The following is a 16,584-nucleotide window of genomic DNA, read 5'->3' on the forward strand; positions in this document are numbered from 1 at the left end:
TCACGCTGCATTGAGCAGTCGGCAACGGCCTCACTCGCTTTCTTCGGTACCCAGAAGCTCCCCGAGAGCGGCTGCGTTGCTTTTGAACGCGGCTGCAAACGCCGCTCTGTTTTTTGCCATGAAGATGCTCGCATCCTCAGCCTGTTTCTCGTTCAGGCCCTGCACGTTCTTCATCAGAACAGTGGTCAGCACCTCCGCCAGTTCGAGCATCTGGTCATGGGCATCAGCGAGCTTACGGTCCAAAAACGTAGTCTCCAAATCACGTGTACTGCGGTACAGAATCTCAACAGCCATGGCTGGCCTCTCGTTTGTTTGCATGTCTGCCGCAAGCATGGGAAGCCAGGCTGCGGAATCTATAAAATCCAAGCATCACGGCTGTGAGGTGCGACGGTCGGTCCCGCCTCGTGCGCCTTCAAACCGGTAATCTGCGAATACTGTATTTATATACAGCTCGGAGGATAAGCGAATCCTTTCTCTTTGGGTAGTGGCTTTTTAATGTAGACCGGTTTCGGCGTTTGTCGTGGGGAGGACGTGTCGGTTGCCAGCCTTTCGCCATCTTACTCACGGTGCTGGCCTTTTTTCTGCATGCAGAACAACCGTCACGTCCAACCCGCATCATTCGGTCGAGTCGACCTAAGGAAACCGCATCGTGAAAATCAACTGGGCCGAGAATCTGCGCCAGAACGTCCATCAGTTGGCCGAGTCCCTGGGCAACCTGTTCGTCGAGACGTTTCACTATCTGGCGCTGTTCGCCATCGGGGCGGTGACCGCATGGGCGGCGGTCATGGAGTTTTTGCAGATGATCGAGGCAGGGCATATCAAGATCGACGATATCCTGCTGCTGTTCATCTATCTGGAATTGGGCGCGATGGTCGGGATCTACTTCAAGACCAACCACATGCCAGTACGGTTTCTGATCTACGTGGCCATCACCGCCTTGACCCGCCTGCTGATCTCCAACGTTTCCCACCACAGCCCGCCGGACCTGGGGATCATCTACCTGTGCGGCGGAATCCTGCTGCTGGCGTTCTCGATCCTGGTGGTTCGCTACGCGTCGTCGCAGTTCCCGTCGGTAAAGATCGAGCACCCGCACCGTAAGGTCGGCGCGGGCTCCAGCGAGCATGCAGAAATAGAAAAAGGGGAAATCTAAAGGCTGGCGGAGGCCGGTCCTTGGGTGCGCGGTGGTGGCAGCTTGACGTTGTCGCCGCCGGTCATGGCTTCGAGGATCGCCACGGCGCTGTGGCCCTGTTCGATGGCGATGCCGAACTGAATGCTTTGCACCAAGCGCTTGAGCCGTTCCGGATCGTTGCGCTGCTGGGCACTGATCATGCGCTTGGCGACGATCCGCCCGGCCCGGGACAGGGTCAGCATGATGCTGCCGTCGAGGCCCTGGATGCTCAGGTTGATTTGATACTGCGGCGCAAAAGCGTCGGTAATGATCTGAAAAGGGTTGTCCATGATGCGTCACCGCCTGATTGAACGTGCAGTTGTTGACCGGCCTTGATCGGGATTAGTTCGCAATACCGGACCATCGGCCATTCCATGATCGTGTTCCATCGCTGAGTGCAAGCAACCATCAGCAGATTGCAGCCTCTGGCCGCTGCAATAAGACGATAGCAAGGGGCATGCCGGAAAAACTGTCGGTCAATGTTCGCGGCGAGACAGCTCGCGACGCTCTGGAACGGGACCCCAGGGACTGCCCGTTTCGGGGCGGGATGTTCGTTGACGGTGCGGTGCGGGGCGCAAATCGCGAAAGATGGCGGGGCGAGGAAACTCCCGACATTAACAGCGCTTTTGCCTGTTGTCCGGCTTTATTTGCAAATCAATATTTATCTTTTTAAAGGGCTTGAATTGTTCCTCGGGCAGCCCGACTCTGTACTCAAGGGGCCGTTACGCCAACGTCGACAGGCCCCTGGCGAGCTAGCCGAAATAAGGGATGAACTATGCAAATCCAAGTCAACAGTGATAACCATATTCAAAGCAGCATCCGACTGGAGGAGTGGGTACGTACTACCATCGAAAGCACGCTCGAACGTTATGAGGAAGACCTGACTCGGGTCGAAGTCCATCTGGGGGATGAAAACGGCGCCAAGCCTGGTCCCCATGATCTGCGCTGCCAGATCGAAGCCCGGCCGAAGGGCCATCAACCGATTTCCGTGACGCATAAGGCCGGTTCGCTGGAGGCAGCGATCGAGGGCGCGTCGACGAAGTTGGAAAATGCCCTGGAACATCTGTTCGGCAAGTTGCGTGGCAAACGCGCCGCTGCGGTCCAGACCGAATCCGTGGCCCTGGCCGATGCGATGCTGGAAGAAGAATTCCTGGAGAACGAGCGAGCCGCACGTCACGGCTGAAGTTTCGTTTACCTTTAATCCCAACTGAAAAAACGGGCCTTGCAATTGCAGGCCCGTTTTTCGTTGGCAATCACCATCAGCGCAAGAAGGCCTGCCGATACTCCCCAGGCGTCGCCCCCAATGCCTGGCGGAAACGGTGGGTGAAGTGACTGGCGCTGGCGAACCCGCAAGCCAGTGCCACGTCGCCCAAGGGTTGTGAGGTGTGGCGCAGCAGGTGCCGCGCCTGTGCCAGGCGCCTCGCCAACACATACTGGTGGGGTGGCAGCCCGAAGCTCTCGCGGAACATCCGGGCGAAGTGGTATTCGGACAGCGCACACAATGCCGCCAATTGCCCGAGGCTGATAGCGTCGGCCAGATGGCTGTCGATGTAATCCACCAGCAACCGGCGTTGGTGTGCGGCGAGCCCGCCTTTGAGGCGCAGGTCCTGGCGTTGGCCGACCTGGCTGAGCAGCAGGTGATTGAGCAGTTCGTGGGCCAGGCTGGTGGTCAGCAGGCGTTCGCCGGGTTCGTCCCAGTTCAAGGCGATCAACTGACGAAAGCGTTGTGCCTGTTGCTCGTCGTCGAGGAACGTCGCCTCGCGCAGTTGCACTTGCCGGGGTTCGCGATCCAGCAGCGTGACGCAACCGAGGGCGAACTGTTCGGCGCTGAAGTACAGGTGAGCGAGGCGAATGTCGCCGTTGATGACCCAGGCCGACTCATGGTCCGCCGGCAGGACGCAGAGCTTGTCGGGAGCCCCGAGCGTGTCGGGCCGCTCGCGCCGAAAGGTACCGGTGCCGCCGGCGATGTAGCAGGACAGCGTGTGGTGGGTCGGCGCGTCGTAGTCCCGGGCGTCATGATGATTGGTCCACAAGGCGGCCGCCATGCCGTCACCGAGCTCGGCGCTGTGCTCCAGACGGGCATTGGGCGAGCTGTTGAGGGCTTGAAAGACTTGCAGGGTTTGCAGTGTGGGCATGATCGGTTATCTCCAACGTCTTGCATCCTACTCCGTTGAAAGACCCGTGCCAGCCTGCACGCCGACAAAACCGCAAGTTTACGCAAGCGCCCGGTGGACGGCGGCGTGACACTGAACGCCATCGTCCAGGAGCCGTCACCATGAACCTCTCGTTATACCTGCTCACCGTGCTCATCTGGGGCACCACCTGGATTGCGCTGAAACTGCAACTGGGCGTCGTTGCCATCCCGGTATCGATTGTCTATCGCTTCGGCCTCGCGGCCCTGATCCTGTTCGCAATGCTCCTGCTCAGCCGGCGCCTGCAAGTGATGAACCGTCGTGGGCATTTGATCTGCCTGGCCCAGGGACTGTGCCTGTTCTGCGTCAATTTCATGTGTTTCCTCACGGCCAGCCAGTGGATTCCCAGCGGCCTGGTGGCGGTGGTGTTCTCCACGGCCACGTTGTGGAATGCCCTCAATGCCCGGGTGTTCTTCGGCCAGCGGATCGCCCGTAACGTGCTGTTGGGCGGCGCATTGGGATTGTCGGGGCTGGGGCTGTTGTTCTGGCCGGAACTGGCCGGCCATCACGCGAGCCCGCAGACGCTGCTCGGATTGGCGTTGGCGTTGCTGGGCACGCTGTGTTTCTCGGCGGGCAATATGCTCTCGAGCCTGCAACAAAAGGCTGGGCTCAAGCCGCTGACCACCAACGCCTGGGGCATGGCTTATGGCGCGACGATGCTGGCGGGGTGGTGCCTGTTCAACGGGATTGCTTTCGATATGGAATGGAACCTGCGCTACATCGGTTCGCTGCTGTACCTGGTGATCCCGGGCTCGGTGATCGGCTTCACCGCTTACCTGACGCTCGTGGGGCGCATGGGGCCGGAGCGGGCGGCGTATTGCACTGTCCTGTTCCCAGTGGTGGCGTTGAATGTCTCGGCGTTTGTCGAAGGCTACCAGTGGACGGCGCCGGCACTGGCCGGGCTGGTATTGGTGATGCTGGGGAACGTGCTGGTGTTTCGCAAGCCTCGACCAGCGGCGACCAGTGTCGCGCTTTGTGAAAGCAAGGCTTGCCCGCGATGAAGACGACGCGCTCTGTCAGAAACCGAGGCGTTCGTTTCGCGGGCAAGCCGTGCTCCCACAAAGCGGGGCGATGGGATACGGCGCCGGCTTCTACTTCCAGACTTGCGGGTTGACCAGGTTCTGCGGCCGCTCACCCAGCAACGCACTGCGCAAGTTTTCCACCGCGAGATTGGCCATGGCTTCACGGGTTTCGTGGGTAGCCGAGCCGATGTGGGGCAGGGTGACGGCGTTCTTCAGCTGGAACAGCGGCGACTCGGCCAACGGCTCCTTTTCGTAGACGTCCAACCCGGCGCCGCGAATGCGGTTGTTCTGCAAGGCCTCGATCAATGCAGGCTCATCCACCACCGGGCCGCGGGAAATGTTGACCAGGATCGCGCTTGGCTTCATCAGCGACAGTTCACGCTGTCCGATCAGGTGGCGGGTCTTCTCGCTCAGGGGCACAACGAGGCAGACGAAGTCCGCTTCGGCCAACAACTGGTCCAACTCGCGGAACTGCGCGCCCAGCTGGTTTTCCAGTTCGGTCTTGCGGCTGTTGCCGCTGTACAGGATTGGCATGTTGAACCCCAGCCGGCCACGCCGGGCGATGGCCGCGCCGATGTTGCCCATGCCGACGATGCCTAGGGTCTTGCCGTGCACGTCGCTGCCAAACAGTTGTGGCCCCACCGTCGCCTGCCATTGTCCGGCCTTGGTCCAGGCGTCCAGTTCCGCAACGCGACGGGCACTGCTCATCAGCAGGGCGAAGGCCAGGTCGGCCGTGCTTTCGGTGAGCACGTCGGGGGTGTTGGTGAGCATGATCCCGCGTTCATTGAAGTAGGCCAGGTCATAGTTGTCGTAACCCACCGACACACTGGCAACCACCTGCAGGTTCGTGGCGCCTTGCAATTGCTCGCGACCGAGTTTGCGACCAACCCCGATCAGGCCGTGGGCATGGGGCAGGGCTTCGTTGAACTGTGCATTAATGTCACCCTTCGATGGGTTCGGCACGATCACGTCGAAGTCCTGTTGCAGGCGCTCGACCATCTGGGGCGTGACACGGCTGAAGGCAAGTACGGTTTTTTTCATCGTGCAAGGCTCGTCTTGGAGGCAATACCAAGCACGCTAACATTCTCGGCGAGGGTTAGGCGAGAGGGGGGTGCAGTTTATGACTTGGAATGACCTGTGGGAGCGAGCCTTCTCGCGATGGCAGCGGTTCAGCCAGCGTTGATATTGACTGACATACCGCTATCGCGAGCAGGCTCGCGCCCACAAGGGGCCTTTATGTTGTCTCTAGGCCGCCCGCAGCGAAATGAACGCATAATCCGAAGCTGCCTCGGTGACGACCCGAGCCCCACAGGCCATGACCTCGCGGGCGACGTCATCCCCGGACAGATGGAATTGCCATTCACTGGTTTCCTGCGCCGTTGGTCGCAAGCGCACCTGATCGATGGCGGCGGCGAACGCTGTCATGTCCGGCAGATAGGCGGCAAACCCGTCACCTTTCAGCGCGGTGGTATGGATGCCCAAGGCCGCACAGATGCGGTCCTTGATCGCAATCTCTTCGCGATCGGCCTGGCGCGAGCGTTCGATTAGCTCGGCCAGTTCTTTATCAACCAATTTCCCGCCGACGATCAGTTGCGGACCGGTTTCCCAGGATTCCGGGGGGCAGTCCTTCGCTGCGATATTGAGCGGGATATGTGGGTTGATTTCCATCGGATAGATCCGGCACACCAGCGGCCTGCGTTCGTAGATGCTGCACAGGTTTTCTTCGTCGAGATTGTGGCAGCGGCCGGGGTTATAAGCGGCGAAGGTGATCGCCACGAAGGCATCGGTGCCGCCGCTCCGGACCCTCGCGGAACGGCGTTCGGCATGCTCGCGCTGCGCCACCGGCAGACCGAGGCCATTGGGCAGGAAGGCTTCCACCAGGACGATGACCTGGCCGCCGTCGCTTGCCCACATCCGGGCTTCATCGAGGGTCAGGGGAACGTGGTGGCCAGAGCAGCATTTGCCGCAGCCTACGCAGGAAAACGTTGTATTCATTGAGCGACCGGTCGAGAGCTGAAAGGCGGCGACAGAAAAACGCCGTGATGAGCCTCGCGAAGCAAGTTATGCGCCACTCACTGATCGGTCGCGGTGGAGCGTATCGAGTCCCATTCGGTCACGTGGGCGGTCTTGGTTTTCTTGCGGTAGAGGCACAGCTCGGTACCGCTCGCCCCTTTCATGTGTTTCTGCGGGTATTGGCCTTGCAGCAACAGCGCGGTATAGCCGACCCGGTCGTCGAATTGCGCGGCGGTGCCCACCGGCTCGGCGTTCTTCAAGCCACTGGCCTTGATGCAACTGGCCAGCACGGCTTTGTCGTAGGCAGCCCAGGCTTCCGGGCTGGAGGCATGGGCTTGGGAGGCCAGGGCAGCGAGGCCAAGGAGAAACGATGCGCGGATGTTCATCGGGATGTCTCGTTCCGGAAAGTCATGGCAAAAGTATGCCTGAGATTGCCGGACCCTCCCACGCCGGAACGCAGGAGCGCATCGTCGGTACAACTCAGTGGCCTTGTTCGGCCACCGCCTTGGCTGCCGTGATCAGGCACTTGGTCAGTTCGGGCGAGGAAAACTTGGTCAGCACCCCATTGGCGCCGGCCAACCGGGCCTTTTCACTGTTCATGGCACTGTCCAGCGAGGTGTGCAGCAACACGTAGAGGTGGGCGAAGTCCGGCGTTTCCCGCAGCGTGCGGGTGAGGGCGTAACCGTCCATTTCCGACATTTCGATGTCGGAGACGATGAGGTTGATCTGTCCGGCCGTGCCTTGCAGGTCCAACAAGCATTCGATGGCTTCCTTGGCGCTGCGGGCGGTGTGGCATTGCAGGCCCAGGTTGCGCAGGGTGTGCACCGATTGTTGCAACGCCACCTGGCTGTCATCGACCACCAGGATCCGTGCGTTGCCCAGCACTTCGGCGTCTTCCATGCTCAGCTCGGTGGGCGCGGTTTCGATCTGCGCCGGGGCGATGCCATGGATGACCTTCTCGATGTCCAGCACCTGCACGAGCTTGCCGTCCACCGACGTCACGCCGGTGATGAACGCGCGATTGCCGCCGGAGCCGTAAGGCGGTGGCTTGATGTCGGTGGTCAGGCAGTGGACGATCTTGCTCACCGCCTGCACGTGCAGGCCCTGCTTGGAGCGGCTGACATCGGTGACGATCAGGCAGCCGCCGTCCGGATCTTCCAGCGGCCGCTCGCCAATGGCACGGCTCAGGTCAATCACCGACAGCGATGTGCCACGCAGGGTCGCAATGCCTTTCACGTGTGGATGCGACTCCGGCAGTTTGGTCAGTGGCGGGCACGGGATGATCTCACTGACTTTGAGCAGGTTGATTGCCATCAGCTTGCCGCTGCGCAACGTAAACAGCAGAAGCGAAAGTGAATCTGCGCGGGCTTTGTTGGAAGACATAAAAACCTTCTGTGTAAAAAGGTGGGGCGAACGTGAAGATCGCCAAAACAGCTTTTGATATCGGGTTATCGACTTGTTGGGGGCAGGCTTTAGGGCGAAAGCGGCCGACATCCGCTTTCCGGGCCAGCGGCCTGTGAATACACACCTGTGGCGAGGGGATAAATCCCCTCGCCACAAAGGCTTGAGCAACTTGAGGGCGTTACTTGAGCCCCAACCGTCGTGCCATCCGCCCCAGGTTCGCCCGATCCAGCCCCAGTTCTCGGGCGGCACTGGCCCAGTTGTGTTGATGGCGTTCCAGGCTGGCGCCGATCAGCCGGCGCTGGAAATCGTCCATGGCTTCGCGCAGGTCTCCCGTCACGGGGGGGATCGCCAGCGCAGGGTGTGTCGCTGAAGGCTCGGACGTTGGCTCGGTCGCCTGGGGCAAGTCCAGGTCCTGGGCACCGAGGCTGAGGATTTTCGGCCGCACCGGGCATCTGCCAAGCGCTTTCAGGGCGCTACGGCCGATCAGGTGTTCAAGTTCACGCACGTTACCCGGCCAGTCGTAGGCCAGCAGCGCGGCCTGGGCATCGCTGCTCAGACGCAGGCTGTTGAGGCCCATGCGCGAGCGATTCTGCTCCAGGAAAAAACCGCTGAGCAGCAGCACATCTCGGCCACGATCCCGCAGCGCCGGTACCTGCAAGGGATACACGCTCAAGCGGTGGTAGAAATCGGCCCGATAGCGGCCGTTGCGCACCTCTTCGGCCAGGTCGCGATTGGTGGCGGCGATCAGACGCACATCCACCAGATGCTCCTTGTCCGAGCCCAGGCGCTGCAACTGGCCGCTCTGCAACACTCTCAGCAGTTTGGCCTGGACGGTCAGGGACAACTCACCCACTTCGTCGAGGAACAGCGTGCCGCCATCGGCCAACTCGAACTTGCCGCGCCGGTCGCTCGTCGCTCCGGTGAACGCGCCGCGTACGTGGCCGAAAAGTTCGCTTTCCACCAGAGTGTCCGGCAGGGCGGCGCAGTTGAGGCTGATCAGCGGCTGTTCGGCGCGTTTGGAGGCTGCATGGATGGCTTGGGCGACCAGCTCCTTGCCGACGCCGGTTTCACCGGTGATCAACACGGTCAGGTCGCTGCCGCCCACCAGCTTGATCTCTTCCACCAGTCGTTTATGGGCTTTGCTCTGGCCGACCATGTCGCGGGATTGCTGGCCGCTGGCCTGGCGATAGACCTCGGCTCGGCGGTGTTCGTCTTCGGCTTTCAAGGCCAGGCGTTCGATGCGTTTGGCGGCGCTGACCGTGGCGGCGGCGAGGCTGGCGAAGGCCTGCAGCGCACCGAGGTCGATGGGTTCGAAGCGCTCCGGATCCAGGGAGTCAAGGGTCAGCAGGCCCCAGGGGCGCTCATCGACGAACAGCGGGCAGCCCATGCAATCGTGAACTTCCAGATGGTCGTCAAGGCCTTCAACCAGTCCGTCGTAGGGATCGGGCAGGTCGCTGTCGGTGGCGAAACGGGTGGGGTTCGGGTTGGCCAGCAGCGCTTCGAAGCGCGGGTGTTCACTGACCCGGAAGCGCCGGCCCAAGGTGTCGGTGCTCAAGCCGTCCACCGCCAGCGGCACCAGGCTGTCCCCGTCCAGCCGCAACAGCGCTGCAGCGTCGCAAGGCAGCAAGGCGCGCAGGGCGCCGAGCAGGCGGCGATAGCGCTCGCCTTCAGGCAGTTCGCGAGACAGGTCAGCTACCAGCGGCAACAAGGCGGTCAGCAGGGAGGTTGCGGTCATAATGACTCCGTGTAGTCAAAAAGACTATAACTTCACGTGTGTCGTTATGACTACATTATTTTTAAGCTATTGAAAATTAACGAAAATATTTGTGGCATGAAACCTGATAAGCATCGGTATCCGTTTCCGTAACACACGAGGATTCACCTTATGCTCACCCGGGAAGAACGCGCCATCATTCGCTCCACCGTTCCATTGCTTGAAAGCGGTGGTGAAGCGCTCATCACTCACTTCTACCGCATGATGCTTTCCGAATATCCTCAGGTTCGACCGCTGTTCAACCAGGCTCACCAAGCCAGCGGCGATCAGCCTCGGGCCCTGGCTAACGGTGTATTGATGTATGCACGGCATATCGACCAGCTCGACCAGTTGGGTGACCTGGTGGCGAAAATCGTCAACAAGCATGTCGCCTTGCAGATCGAGCCACAGCATTACCCGATTGTCGGCTCCTGCTTGTTGCGGGCGATTGCCGAAGTGCTGGGCAACGAGATCGCCACGCCCGAAGTGATCTCCGCCTGGGGCGCCGCTTATAACCAATTGGCCGATATTCTCATCGGCGCCGAAGCCGGCATGTACGACAAGAAGGCCGCTGCCCCGGGTGGATGGCGGGGCGAGCGGGAATTCATCCTGGTGGCCAAGGTCCAGGAAAGCTCGGAGATCACCTCGTTCTACTTCGAACCGGCGGACAAGGGGCCGATCCTGCTGGCCGAGCCGGGTCAGTACATCGGCATGAAACTGTTCCTGGACGGTGAGGAAGTGCGCCGCAACTATTCGCTGTCGGCCCTGGCGGACAACGGCCAGTACCGGATCAGTGTCAAGCGCGAGCCGGGTGGGCGGGTATCGAACTACCTGCATCATGATTTCCAGATTGGCAGCCGCATCCAGTTGTTCCCGCCGTCCGGGGACTTCTACCTGACCGCCAGCGACAAGCCCTTGGTGCTGATCAGCGGTGGCGTCGGTATCACCCCAACCCTGGCGATGCTGCAAGCGGCGCTGCAAACCGAGCGACCAGTGCATTTCATTCACTGCGCACGTAATGGTCGTGTCCATGCCTTCCGTGAGTGGATCGACGACCTGGCCAAGCGGCACCCGCAACTCAAGCGCTTCTATTGCTACGACGAAGACGACGGCTTGAGCGAGGCGGCCGATCGGATTGGTTTGTTGAGCCAGGAGCAACTGGCCAAGTGGCTGCCGGAACAGCGTGACCTGGATGCCTATTTCCTGGGGCCGAAGGGCTTCATGGCCGCCGTGAAGCGTCATCTCAAGGCCCTGGGCGTACCGGATGGGCAGAGCCGTTACGAGTTCTTCGGGCCGGCTGCGGCGCTGGAATAAAGGCAAGCGGCAAGCCCGGCAGAACCGGGTTGCCTTCATCGCGAGCAGGCTCGCTCCCACAGGAAATTGCGGCGGACGCACAGTTGTGAGTGCTGCAAAAAAACGGTGGGAGCGGGCTTGCTCGCGAAGACGGCGGCATCGTCGACATCGAGGTTGCCTGACACACCGCTTTCGCGAGCAAGCCCGCTCCCACAGTGGAGCCGGGGTGCACGCAGCATTTGCATGCACCATCGGACCCTGTGGGAGCGAGCCTGCTCGCGAAGGGGCCGGCATGCTTTGCACACTCAACTGACCTTTCGCCCGCTCAAAGTTAATCCGCACTTAACCTTTTTCCTGTCTATTCCCCCCCAAAGATGGCGCAAGCCGCTCGTTCACTGTCATGGCCAACGTGTAGACTTCGGCCATCCGACTGTGCGCCGAGTGTCGCAAGGCTGTGCGTCGATCCATGCATCCAAAGGAAAAGGTAATGAGTGAGGAAATGATGCGGTTGGGCCGCGAGCGGCGCTACCTGGTGTTGCTGGGGCTGATCTGCCTGGCGCTGATCGGTGGTGCGCTATATATGCAGGTGGCCTTGGGTGAGGCACCGTGCCCGCTGTGCATCCTGCAGCGTTATGCGCTGTTGCTGATCGCGATCTTCGCGTTCATCGGCGCGGCCATGCGCACCCGTCGCAGCCTGACGATTCTCGAGGGGATTGTGGTGCTCTGTGCCCTGGCCGGTGCGGGGGTGGCGGGGCATCACGTGTATACCCAGTTCTTCCCGGCAGTCAGCTGCGGTATCGATGTGCTGCAACCGATTGTCGATGATCTGCCGCTGGCGAAGATCTTCCCGTTGGGGTTCCAGGTCGACGGGTTCTGCTCCACCCCATACCCGCCGATCCTGGGCTTGTCCCTGGCGCAATGGGCGCTTCTGTCCTTCGTACTGATCGTGGTACTGGTACCCTTGCTGGTGTCGCGTAACCGCAAGACCCTTCGCTGAAGCACCTCGATGAAACGCCCCGGTTTCCCTGTTGGAGAACCGGGGCGTTTTGCATTCAGCGATAGGAGGGACAGGCCTTGATCCGGGACAAGAATGACCTGCGACACTGTGCGACACGTTGTCACACATCCCCAGGTTCCGGGGGCGTTCGCGGCAGGAATATACGCCTCGTCCTGTAATAAAAAAATGTACCGGCTTGCCACGCCCATTACCTTGGCGGAGCCGGCAGCAGGCATTTTTAACAGCGCAGCGCCATTTGGCGAGCCCCCCGAAAAACGGGCGCTTGCCAGGCAAAAAACCTCAACGCGTTTCGTTCAGGCTGTCTGAATCGGGCGTAGTAGGCCTACGTTTTTTGGGGTTCTTGTTGAGAATCAATTTCGATAACATGCCGGACCGTTGCGGTATCGGGAAGAGATTGTTGCCGGTTTGGATAAAAATTATTTCGGGATGAGACATGGTCTACAGCGCTCCAGCTCACTACAATCGCCCGCACCGAATATCCGACCCGGCTCAGGCTTGAGCACGAGAGGCGGTCGAAGGGTGCCAGCGCCCCATGCGACCCCAGGTGTCGGTGCCTTCCAACTACCCGCACCAAATGGAATTGGGCTGTAACAAGGCCTTTTACCGACGAATTCGAATAAGAACTCACTGCTGGCCCAGGATATGTCGAACAGCGTCTGACGCTCGACGGGCAGCCCTTATTCAAATCCAAGAAATGCCAACCCTTGGCAGGGTGAAGTGTTGGCGATCAAAACCCAACTGCATTGCGCAAGCTGCTTTAGAGGTCGTGAGATGAGTAAAAACAGGTACCCCCGATTACTAGGCTTGTTGCCGCTGCTCGGCACGTTGCTGCTGGGAGGCTGCAACATGACCTTGCTCGATCCCAAGGGCCAGGTCGGCCTGGATGAACGAAACCTGATCATCACCGCCACGCTGCTGATGTTGCTGGTCGTTGTGCCGGTTATCGTCATGACGTTCCTGTTCGCCTGGAAATACCGCGCGTCCAATACCAAGGCGGTGTACACGCCGAAGTGGTCGCACTCCACCAAGATCGAAGCGGCCGTGTGGACAATCCCGGTCCTGATCATCATTGCCCTGGGTTATGTCACCTACAAGTCGACCCACGCCCTGGACCCGTACCGTCCGCTGGAATCCGACGTCAAGCCGATCACCATTGAAGTGGTCTCGATGGACTGGAAGTGGCTGTTCATCTATCCGGAACAGGGCATCGCCACCGTTAACAAGATCGTGTTCCCGGCCCACACGCCGATCAACTTCAAGGTCACCTCCGACACCGTGATGAACTCGTTCTTCATCCCGGGCCTGGGCGGCCAGATCTACGCGATGGCGGGCATGCAGACCAAGCTGCACCTGATCGCCAACCAGAACGCCGAACTCGAAGGTATCTCCGCCAACTACAGCGGCGCGGGTTTCACCGGCATGAAGTTCAAAGCAATCGCCACCACCCAGGAAGACTTCGACGCCTGGGTCAACGATGTGAAGAAGGCACCTAAACAGCTTGAAAAAGCTGAATACGAAGCCCTTTCCAAACCGAGCCAGAACAACCCAGTCGAACTCTACTCCGCGGTCACGCCGAACCTGTTCCAGACCATCATCGACAAGTATGAAGGGATGAATCCGGGCAAGCCGATGCACCACGAGAAGAAAGAGCAGGAAGTGGCGCACAACATGGAAGGGATGGACATGAGTTCGCATTCAGCTGCCGGGGCAGAGGAGTAAACGATGTTTGGTAAATTAAGTTGGGAAGCGATCCCGTTCCACGAGCCGATTGTCATGGTGACCCTCGCCATCATCGCGCTCGGTGGTCTGGGGCTGTTCGCCGGGATCACTTATTTCAAGAAGTGGACCTACCTGTGGACCGAGTGGCTGACGTCGGTCGACCACAAGAAAATCGGCGTGATGTACATCGTCGTCGCCATGGTCATGCTGCTGCGCGGTTTTGCCGACGCCATCATGATGCGTACCCAGTTGGCCATGGCCACCGAGGGTTCGCCTGGCTACCTGCCACCTGAACACTATGACCAGATCTTCACCGCCCACGGTGTGATCATGATCATCTTCATGGCGATGCCATTCTTCACCGGCCTGATGAACCTGGCAGTGCCGCTGCAGATCGGTGCCCGCGACGTTGCCTTCCCGTTCCTGAACTCCCTGAGCTTCTGGCTGCTGGTGTCCGGCGTCGTGCTGATCAACGTTTCCCTGGGTGTTGGTGAATTCGCCAAGACTGGTTGGGTTGCCTATCCGCCGTTGTCGGGGCTGCAATACAGTCCGGGCGTAGGTGTGGATTACTACATCTGGGCGCTACAGCTATCCGGGTTGGGTACGACGCTCACGGGGGTCAACTTCCTGGCTACCGTGCTGAAAATGCGTACCCCGGGCATGAAGCTGATGGACATGCCGATCTTCACCTGGACCTGCACCTGGGCCAACGTACTGATCGTCGCTTCGTTCCCGATCCTGACCGCTACCCTGGCACTGCTGACGCTTGACCGTTACATGGATTTCCACATTTTCACCAATGAACTGGGTGGAAATCCGATGATGTACGTCAACCTGTTCTGGGCCTGGGGTCACCCCGAGGTGTACATCCTGATCCTGCCGGCGTTCGGGATCTTCTCCGAAGTCATCTCGACCTTCTCCGGCAAGAAACTGTTCGGCCACCACTCGATGATCTACGCTTCCGGCGCGATCTCGGTGCTGGGCTTCATGGTTTGGCTGCACCACTTCTTCACCATGGGTTCGGGGGCCAGCGTCAACGCCTTCTTCGGCCTGGCGACGATGCTGATTTCGATCCCGACCGGGGTGAAGCTGTTCAACTGGCTGTTCACCATCTACCAGGGCCGTCTGCGTTTCACCAGCCACGTCATGTGGACCCTGGGCTTCATGGTGACCTTCGCCATCGGCGGCATGACCGGCGTACTGCTGGCCATCCCGGGTGCCGACTTCGTCCTGCACAACAGCCTGTTCGTGATCGCGCACTTCCATAACGTGATCATCGGCGGCGCGGTGTTCGGCTACATCGCTGGCTTCGCCTTCTACTTCCCGAAAGCGTTCGGCTTCAAGCTGCACGAAGGCTGGGGCAAGGGCGCGTTCTGGTTCTGGATCACCGGCTTCTTCGTCGCGTTCATGCCGCTCTATGTACTGGGCTTCATGGGCATGACCCGTCGTCTGAACACCACCACCAACCCTGAGTGGGTGCCGTACCTGTACGTTGCCATGTTCGGTGCGGTGCTGATCGCCGTCGGTATCGCCTGCCAGCTGATCCAGCTGTATGTCAGCGTACGTGACCGCAACAAGCCAGAGAACATGTGCGCACACGGCGACCCGTGGGATGCCCATACCCTGGAGTGGTCGACCTCTTCGCCACCGCCGTTCTACAACTTCGCCGTGCTGCCGAAAGCGGACACCATCGACCCGTTCACCGAAGCCAAGGAAAACGGTACTGCGTACCAGACTCCGGCCAAGTACGCGCCGATCCACATGCCGAACAACACCGCTACCGGTGTGGTCATGGGCGGCCTGTTGACCGTGTTCGGTTTCGCGATGATCTGGCACATCTGGTGGCTCGCCGCTGCCAGCCTGGTCGGCACCGTGGTGTATTTCGCCATCCATGCCGCCCGCGACGATCAGGGCTACATGGTGCCGGTGGATGTCATCGAGCGCATCGAAGCCGAGCAGCACAAACGTCTGGTCGCGGCCGGGAAAGTCCGGGCTACCTCCACCCGTGTTGAAACCTCGTTGGAACAGGCTTAAACCATGTCGAACTTAGTGACCAATGTTGGACACGCCCATGGTCATGACCATGGGCATGATGACCATCACCACGACTCGGGCGAGATGACCGTATTCGGTTTCTGGCTCTACCTGATGACCGACTGCATTCTGTTCGCGTCGATCTTCGCGGCCTATGCAGTGCTGGTCAACAACGTCGCCGGTGGCCCGTCGGGCCACGACATCTTCGAGCTGCCTTACGTACTGGGCGAAACCGCTCTGCTGCTGTTCAGCTCGATCACCTACGGCTTCGCCATGCTGGCGTTGTACAAGGGCAAGAAAACCCAGGTCCTGGGCTGGCTGGCCATGACCTTCCTGTTCGGTGCCGGCTTCATCGGCATGGAGATCAACGAGTTCCACATGTTGATCTCCGAGGGCTTCGGTCCTAACCGCAGCGGCTTCCTGTCCGGGTTCTTCACCCTGGTCGGCACCCACGGTCTGCACGTGACCAGCGGCCTGATCTGGATGGCGATCATGATGTACCAGGTCCAGAAAAATGGCCTGACCGCCACCAACAAGACCCGCCTGAGCTGCCTGAGTCTGTTCTGGCACTTCCTGGACGTGGTGTGGATCTGCGTATTCACCGTTGTTTATCTGATGGGGACCCTGTAAATGGCTAACGCACATTCCCATGATGGTCATGACGCCAGCCACGGCAGCGTCAAGTCCTATGCCATCGGCTTCATCCTGTCGGTGATCCTGACCGTCATCCCGTTCGGCCTGGTGATGTACCCATCGCTGCCCAAGAGCCTGACCCTGTGGATCGTCCTGATCTTCGCCGTGGTCCAGGTCCTGGTGCACCTGGTGTACTTCCTGCACCTTGACCGCTCCGCCGCCCAGCGTAACAACGTGATTGCGTTTGTCTTCGCGGCGTTGGTGATCGTCCTGCTGGTCGGCCTGTCGTTGTGGATCATGTTCAGCATCCACACCAACATGATGGCGCACTGAGG

The 16,584-nt window shown here is 60.1% G+C and carries 17 protein-coding genes; 9 read left to right on the forward strand and 8 right to left on the reverse strand.

Annotated features, from left to right (window positions below):
* Positions 1–30: 30 nt before the first annotated feature.
* A complete protein-coding gene (locus FGE05_RS14240) occupies positions 31–294 on the reverse strand; it encodes a YebG family protein (RefSeq protein ID WP_139645866.1) in 264 nt (87 codons plus the stop codon).
* A gap of 355 nt (positions 295–649) precedes the next feature.
* Here FGE05_RS14240 and FGE05_RS14245 point away from each other — a divergent pair, with 355 nt between their 5' ends.
* On the forward strand, positions 650–1,150 hold the full coding sequence (locus tag FGE05_RS14245) for a phosphate-starvation-inducible protein PsiE (protein ID WP_041022371.1): 501 nt from the start codon (positions 650–652) through the stop codon (positions 1,148–1,150).
* Here the strand turns inward: FGE05_RS14245 and FGE05_RS14250 are convergent.
* Positions 1,147–1,458: a DUF3509 domain-containing protein gene (locus tag FGE05_RS14250; RefSeq protein WP_139645868.1), complete on the reverse strand. Its 312-nt coding sequence runs from the start codon at positions 1,456–1,458 to the stop codon at positions 1,147–1,149. The two genes, FGE05_RS14245 and FGE05_RS14250, sit on opposite strands and share 4 nt — an antisense overlap.
* A gap of 485 nt (positions 1,459–1,943) precedes the next feature.
* Here FGE05_RS14250 and FGE05_RS14255 point away from each other — a divergent pair, with 485 nt between their 5' ends.
* A complete protein-coding gene (locus FGE05_RS14255; protein ID WP_047699635.1) occupies positions 1,944–2,351 on the forward strand; it encodes an HPF/RaiA family ribosome-associated protein in 408 nt (135 codons plus the stop codon).
* A 76-nt stretch (positions 2,352–2,427) separates the two neighbouring features.
* Here the strand turns inward: FGE05_RS14255 and FGE05_RS14260 are convergent, their stop codons facing one another.
* A complete protein-coding gene (locus FGE05_RS14260; RefSeq protein ID WP_139645870.1) occupies positions 2,428–3,303 on the reverse strand; it encodes a helix-turn-helix domain-containing protein in 876 nt (291 codons plus the stop codon).
* Between the two features lie 140 nt (positions 3,304–3,443).
* Between FGE05_RS14260 and FGE05_RS14265 the strand changes: the two genes are divergently transcribed.
* Positions 3,444–4,361, forward strand: a complete 918-nt coding sequence (locus FGE05_RS14265) for a DMT family transporter (protein WP_139645872.1) — start codon at positions 3,444–3,446, stop codon at positions 4,359–4,361.
* A gap of 90 nt (positions 4,362–4,451) precedes the next feature.
* Here the strand turns inward: FGE05_RS14265 and FGE05_RS14270 are convergent, their stop codons facing one another.
* From FGE05_RS14270 to norR, 5 genes are all read right to left on the reverse strand, one after another.
* Entirely contained in the window at positions 4,452–5,423 is a 972-nt protein-coding gene (locus FGE05_RS14270) for a D-glycerate dehydrogenase (RefSeq protein ID WP_139645874.1), read from the reverse strand.
* Positions 5,424–5,627: 204 nt separating this feature from the next.
* Positions 5,628–6,377 carry a YkgJ family cysteine cluster protein gene (locus tag FGE05_RS14275; protein WP_139645876.1) on the reverse strand — a complete coding sequence of 250 codons (750 nt, stop codon included), beginning with the start codon at positions 6,375–6,377 and terminating at the stop codon, positions 5,628–5,630.
* A 77-nt stretch (positions 6,378–6,454) separates the two neighbouring features.
* A complete protein-coding gene (locus tag FGE05_RS14280; RefSeq protein WP_139645878.1) occupies positions 6,455–6,781 on the reverse strand; it encodes a hypothetical protein in 327 nt (108 codons plus the stop codon).
* Positions 6,782–6,875: 94 nt separating this feature from the next.
* Positions 6,876–7,778, reverse strand: a complete 903-nt coding sequence (locus FGE05_RS14285) for a chemotaxis protein CheV (RefSeq protein WP_139645880.1) — start codon at positions 7,776–7,778, stop codon at positions 6,876–6,878.
* Positions 7,779–7,977: 199 nt separating this feature from the next.
* Entirely contained in the window at positions 7,978–9,534 is a 1,557-nt protein-coding gene (norR, locus tag FGE05_RS14290; protein ID WP_139645883.1) for a nitric oxide reductase transcriptional regulator NorR, read from the reverse strand.
* Between the two features lie 150 nt (positions 9,535–9,684).
* On the opposite strand from norR, the gene hmpA reads away from it, so the two are divergent.
* From hmpA to cyoD, 6 genes are all read left to right on the forward strand, one after another.
* A complete protein-coding gene (gene hmpA, locus FGE05_RS14295) occupies positions 9,685–10,866 on the forward strand; it encodes an NO-inducible flavohemoprotein (protein ID WP_139645885.1) in 1,182 nt (393 codons plus the stop codon).
* A gap of 466 nt (positions 10,867–11,332) precedes the next feature.
* On the forward strand, positions 11,333–11,842 hold the full coding sequence (locus FGE05_RS14305) for a disulfide bond formation protein B (protein WP_139645889.1): 510 nt from the start codon (positions 11,333–11,335) through the stop codon (positions 11,840–11,842).
* Between the two features lie 792 nt (positions 11,843–12,634).
* Entirely contained in the window at positions 12,635–13,582 is a 948-nt protein-coding gene (gene cyoA, locus FGE05_RS14315) for a ubiquinol oxidase subunit II (RefSeq protein WP_024777552.1), read from the forward strand.
* 3 nt (positions 13,583–13,585) lie between these two features.
* Complete coding sequence (gene cyoB, locus FGE05_RS14320; protein WP_139645892.1) at positions 13,586–15,616, forward strand: cytochrome o ubiquinol oxidase subunit I; 2,031 nt, start codon at positions 13,586–13,588, stop codon at positions 15,614–15,616.
* A 3-nt stretch (positions 15,617–15,619) separates the two neighbouring features.
* Positions 15,620–16,246 (forward strand): cytochrome o ubiquinol oxidase subunit III, encoded by a 627-nt coding sequence (locus FGE05_RS14325; protein WP_024777554.1) that lies wholly within the window; start codon positions 15,620–15,622, stop codon positions 16,244–16,246.
* The gene (gene cyoD / locus FGE05_RS14330) at positions 16,247–16,582 is read left to right on the forward strand and encodes a cytochrome o ubiquinol oxidase subunit IV (RefSeq protein WP_041022358.1); all 336 of its coding nucleotides are present in this window, start codon (positions 16,247–16,249) and stop codon (positions 16,580–16,582) included.
* The last annotated feature ends 2 nt before the right edge of the window (positions 16,583–16,584 follow it).

Origin of the sequence: Pseudomonas sp. ICMP22404, from assembly GCF_006227205.1 — a bacterium.
Taxonomy (GTDB): Bacteria; Pseudomonadota; Gammaproteobacteria; order Pseudomonadales; family Pseudomonadaceae; genus Aquipseudomonas.

Bases quoted from the DNA above. Each gene is read 5' to 3' on its own strand.
- FGE05_RS14285 (WP_139645880.1), bottom strand. From the start codon at position 7,778: ATGTCTTCCAACAAAGCCCGCGCAGATTCACTTTCGCTTCTGCTGTTT.
- FGE05_RS14240 (WP_139645866.1), bottom strand. From the start codon at position 294: ATGGCTGTTGAGATTCTGTACCGCAGTACACGTGATTTGGAGACTACG.
- cyoB (WP_139645892.1), top strand. From the start codon at position 13,586: ATGTTTGGTAAATTAAGTTGGGAAGCGATCCCGTTCCACGAGCCGATT.
- norR (WP_139645883.1), bottom strand. From the start codon at position 9,534: ATGACCGCAACCTCCCTGCTGACCGCCTTGTTGCCGCTGGTAGCTGAC.
- FGE05_RS14325 (WP_024777554.1), top strand. From the start codon at position 15,620: ATGTCGAACTTAGTGACCAATGTTGGACACGCCCATGGTCATGACCAT.
- FGE05_RS14280 (WP_139645878.1), bottom strand. From the start codon at position 6,781: ATGAACATCCGCGCATCGTTTCTCCTTGGCCTCGCTGCCCTGGCCTCC.
- hmpA (WP_139645885.1), top strand. From the start codon at position 9,685: ATGCTCACCCGGGAAGAACGCGCCATCATTCGCTCCACCGTTCCATTG.
- FGE05_RS14260 (WP_139645870.1), bottom strand. From the start codon at position 3,303: ATGCCCACACTGCAAACCCTGCAAGTCTTTCAAGCCCTCAACAGCTCG.
- FGE05_RS14275 (WP_139645876.1), bottom strand. From the start codon at position 6,377: ATGAATACAACGTTTTCCTGCGTAGGCTGCGGCAAATGCTGCTCTGGC.
- FGE05_RS14305 (WP_139645889.1), top strand. From the start codon at position 11,333: ATGAGTGAGGAAATGATGCGGTTGGGCCGCGAGCGGCGCTACCTGGTG.
- cyoA (WP_024777552.1), top strand. From the start codon at position 12,635: ATGAGTAAAAACAGGTACCCCCGATTACTAGGCTTGTTGCCGCTGCTC.
- FGE05_RS14250 (WP_139645868.1), bottom strand. From the start codon at position 1,458: ATGGACAACCCTTTTCAGATCATTACCGACGCTTTTGCGCCGCAGTAT.
- FGE05_RS14270 (WP_139645874.1), bottom strand. From the start codon at position 5,423: ATGAAAAAAACCGTACTTGCCTTCAGCCGTGTCACGCCCCAGATGGTC.
- FGE05_RS14265 (WP_139645872.1), top strand. From the start codon at position 3,444: ATGAACCTCTCGTTATACCTGCTCACCGTGCTCATCTGGGGCACCACC.
- cyoD (WP_041022358.1), top strand. From the start codon at position 16,247: ATGGCTAACGCACATTCCCATGATGGTCATGACGCCAGCCACGGCAGC.
- FGE05_RS14255 (WP_047699635.1), top strand. From the start codon at position 1,944: ATGCAAATCCAAGTCAACAGTGATAACCATATTCAAAGCAGCATCCGA.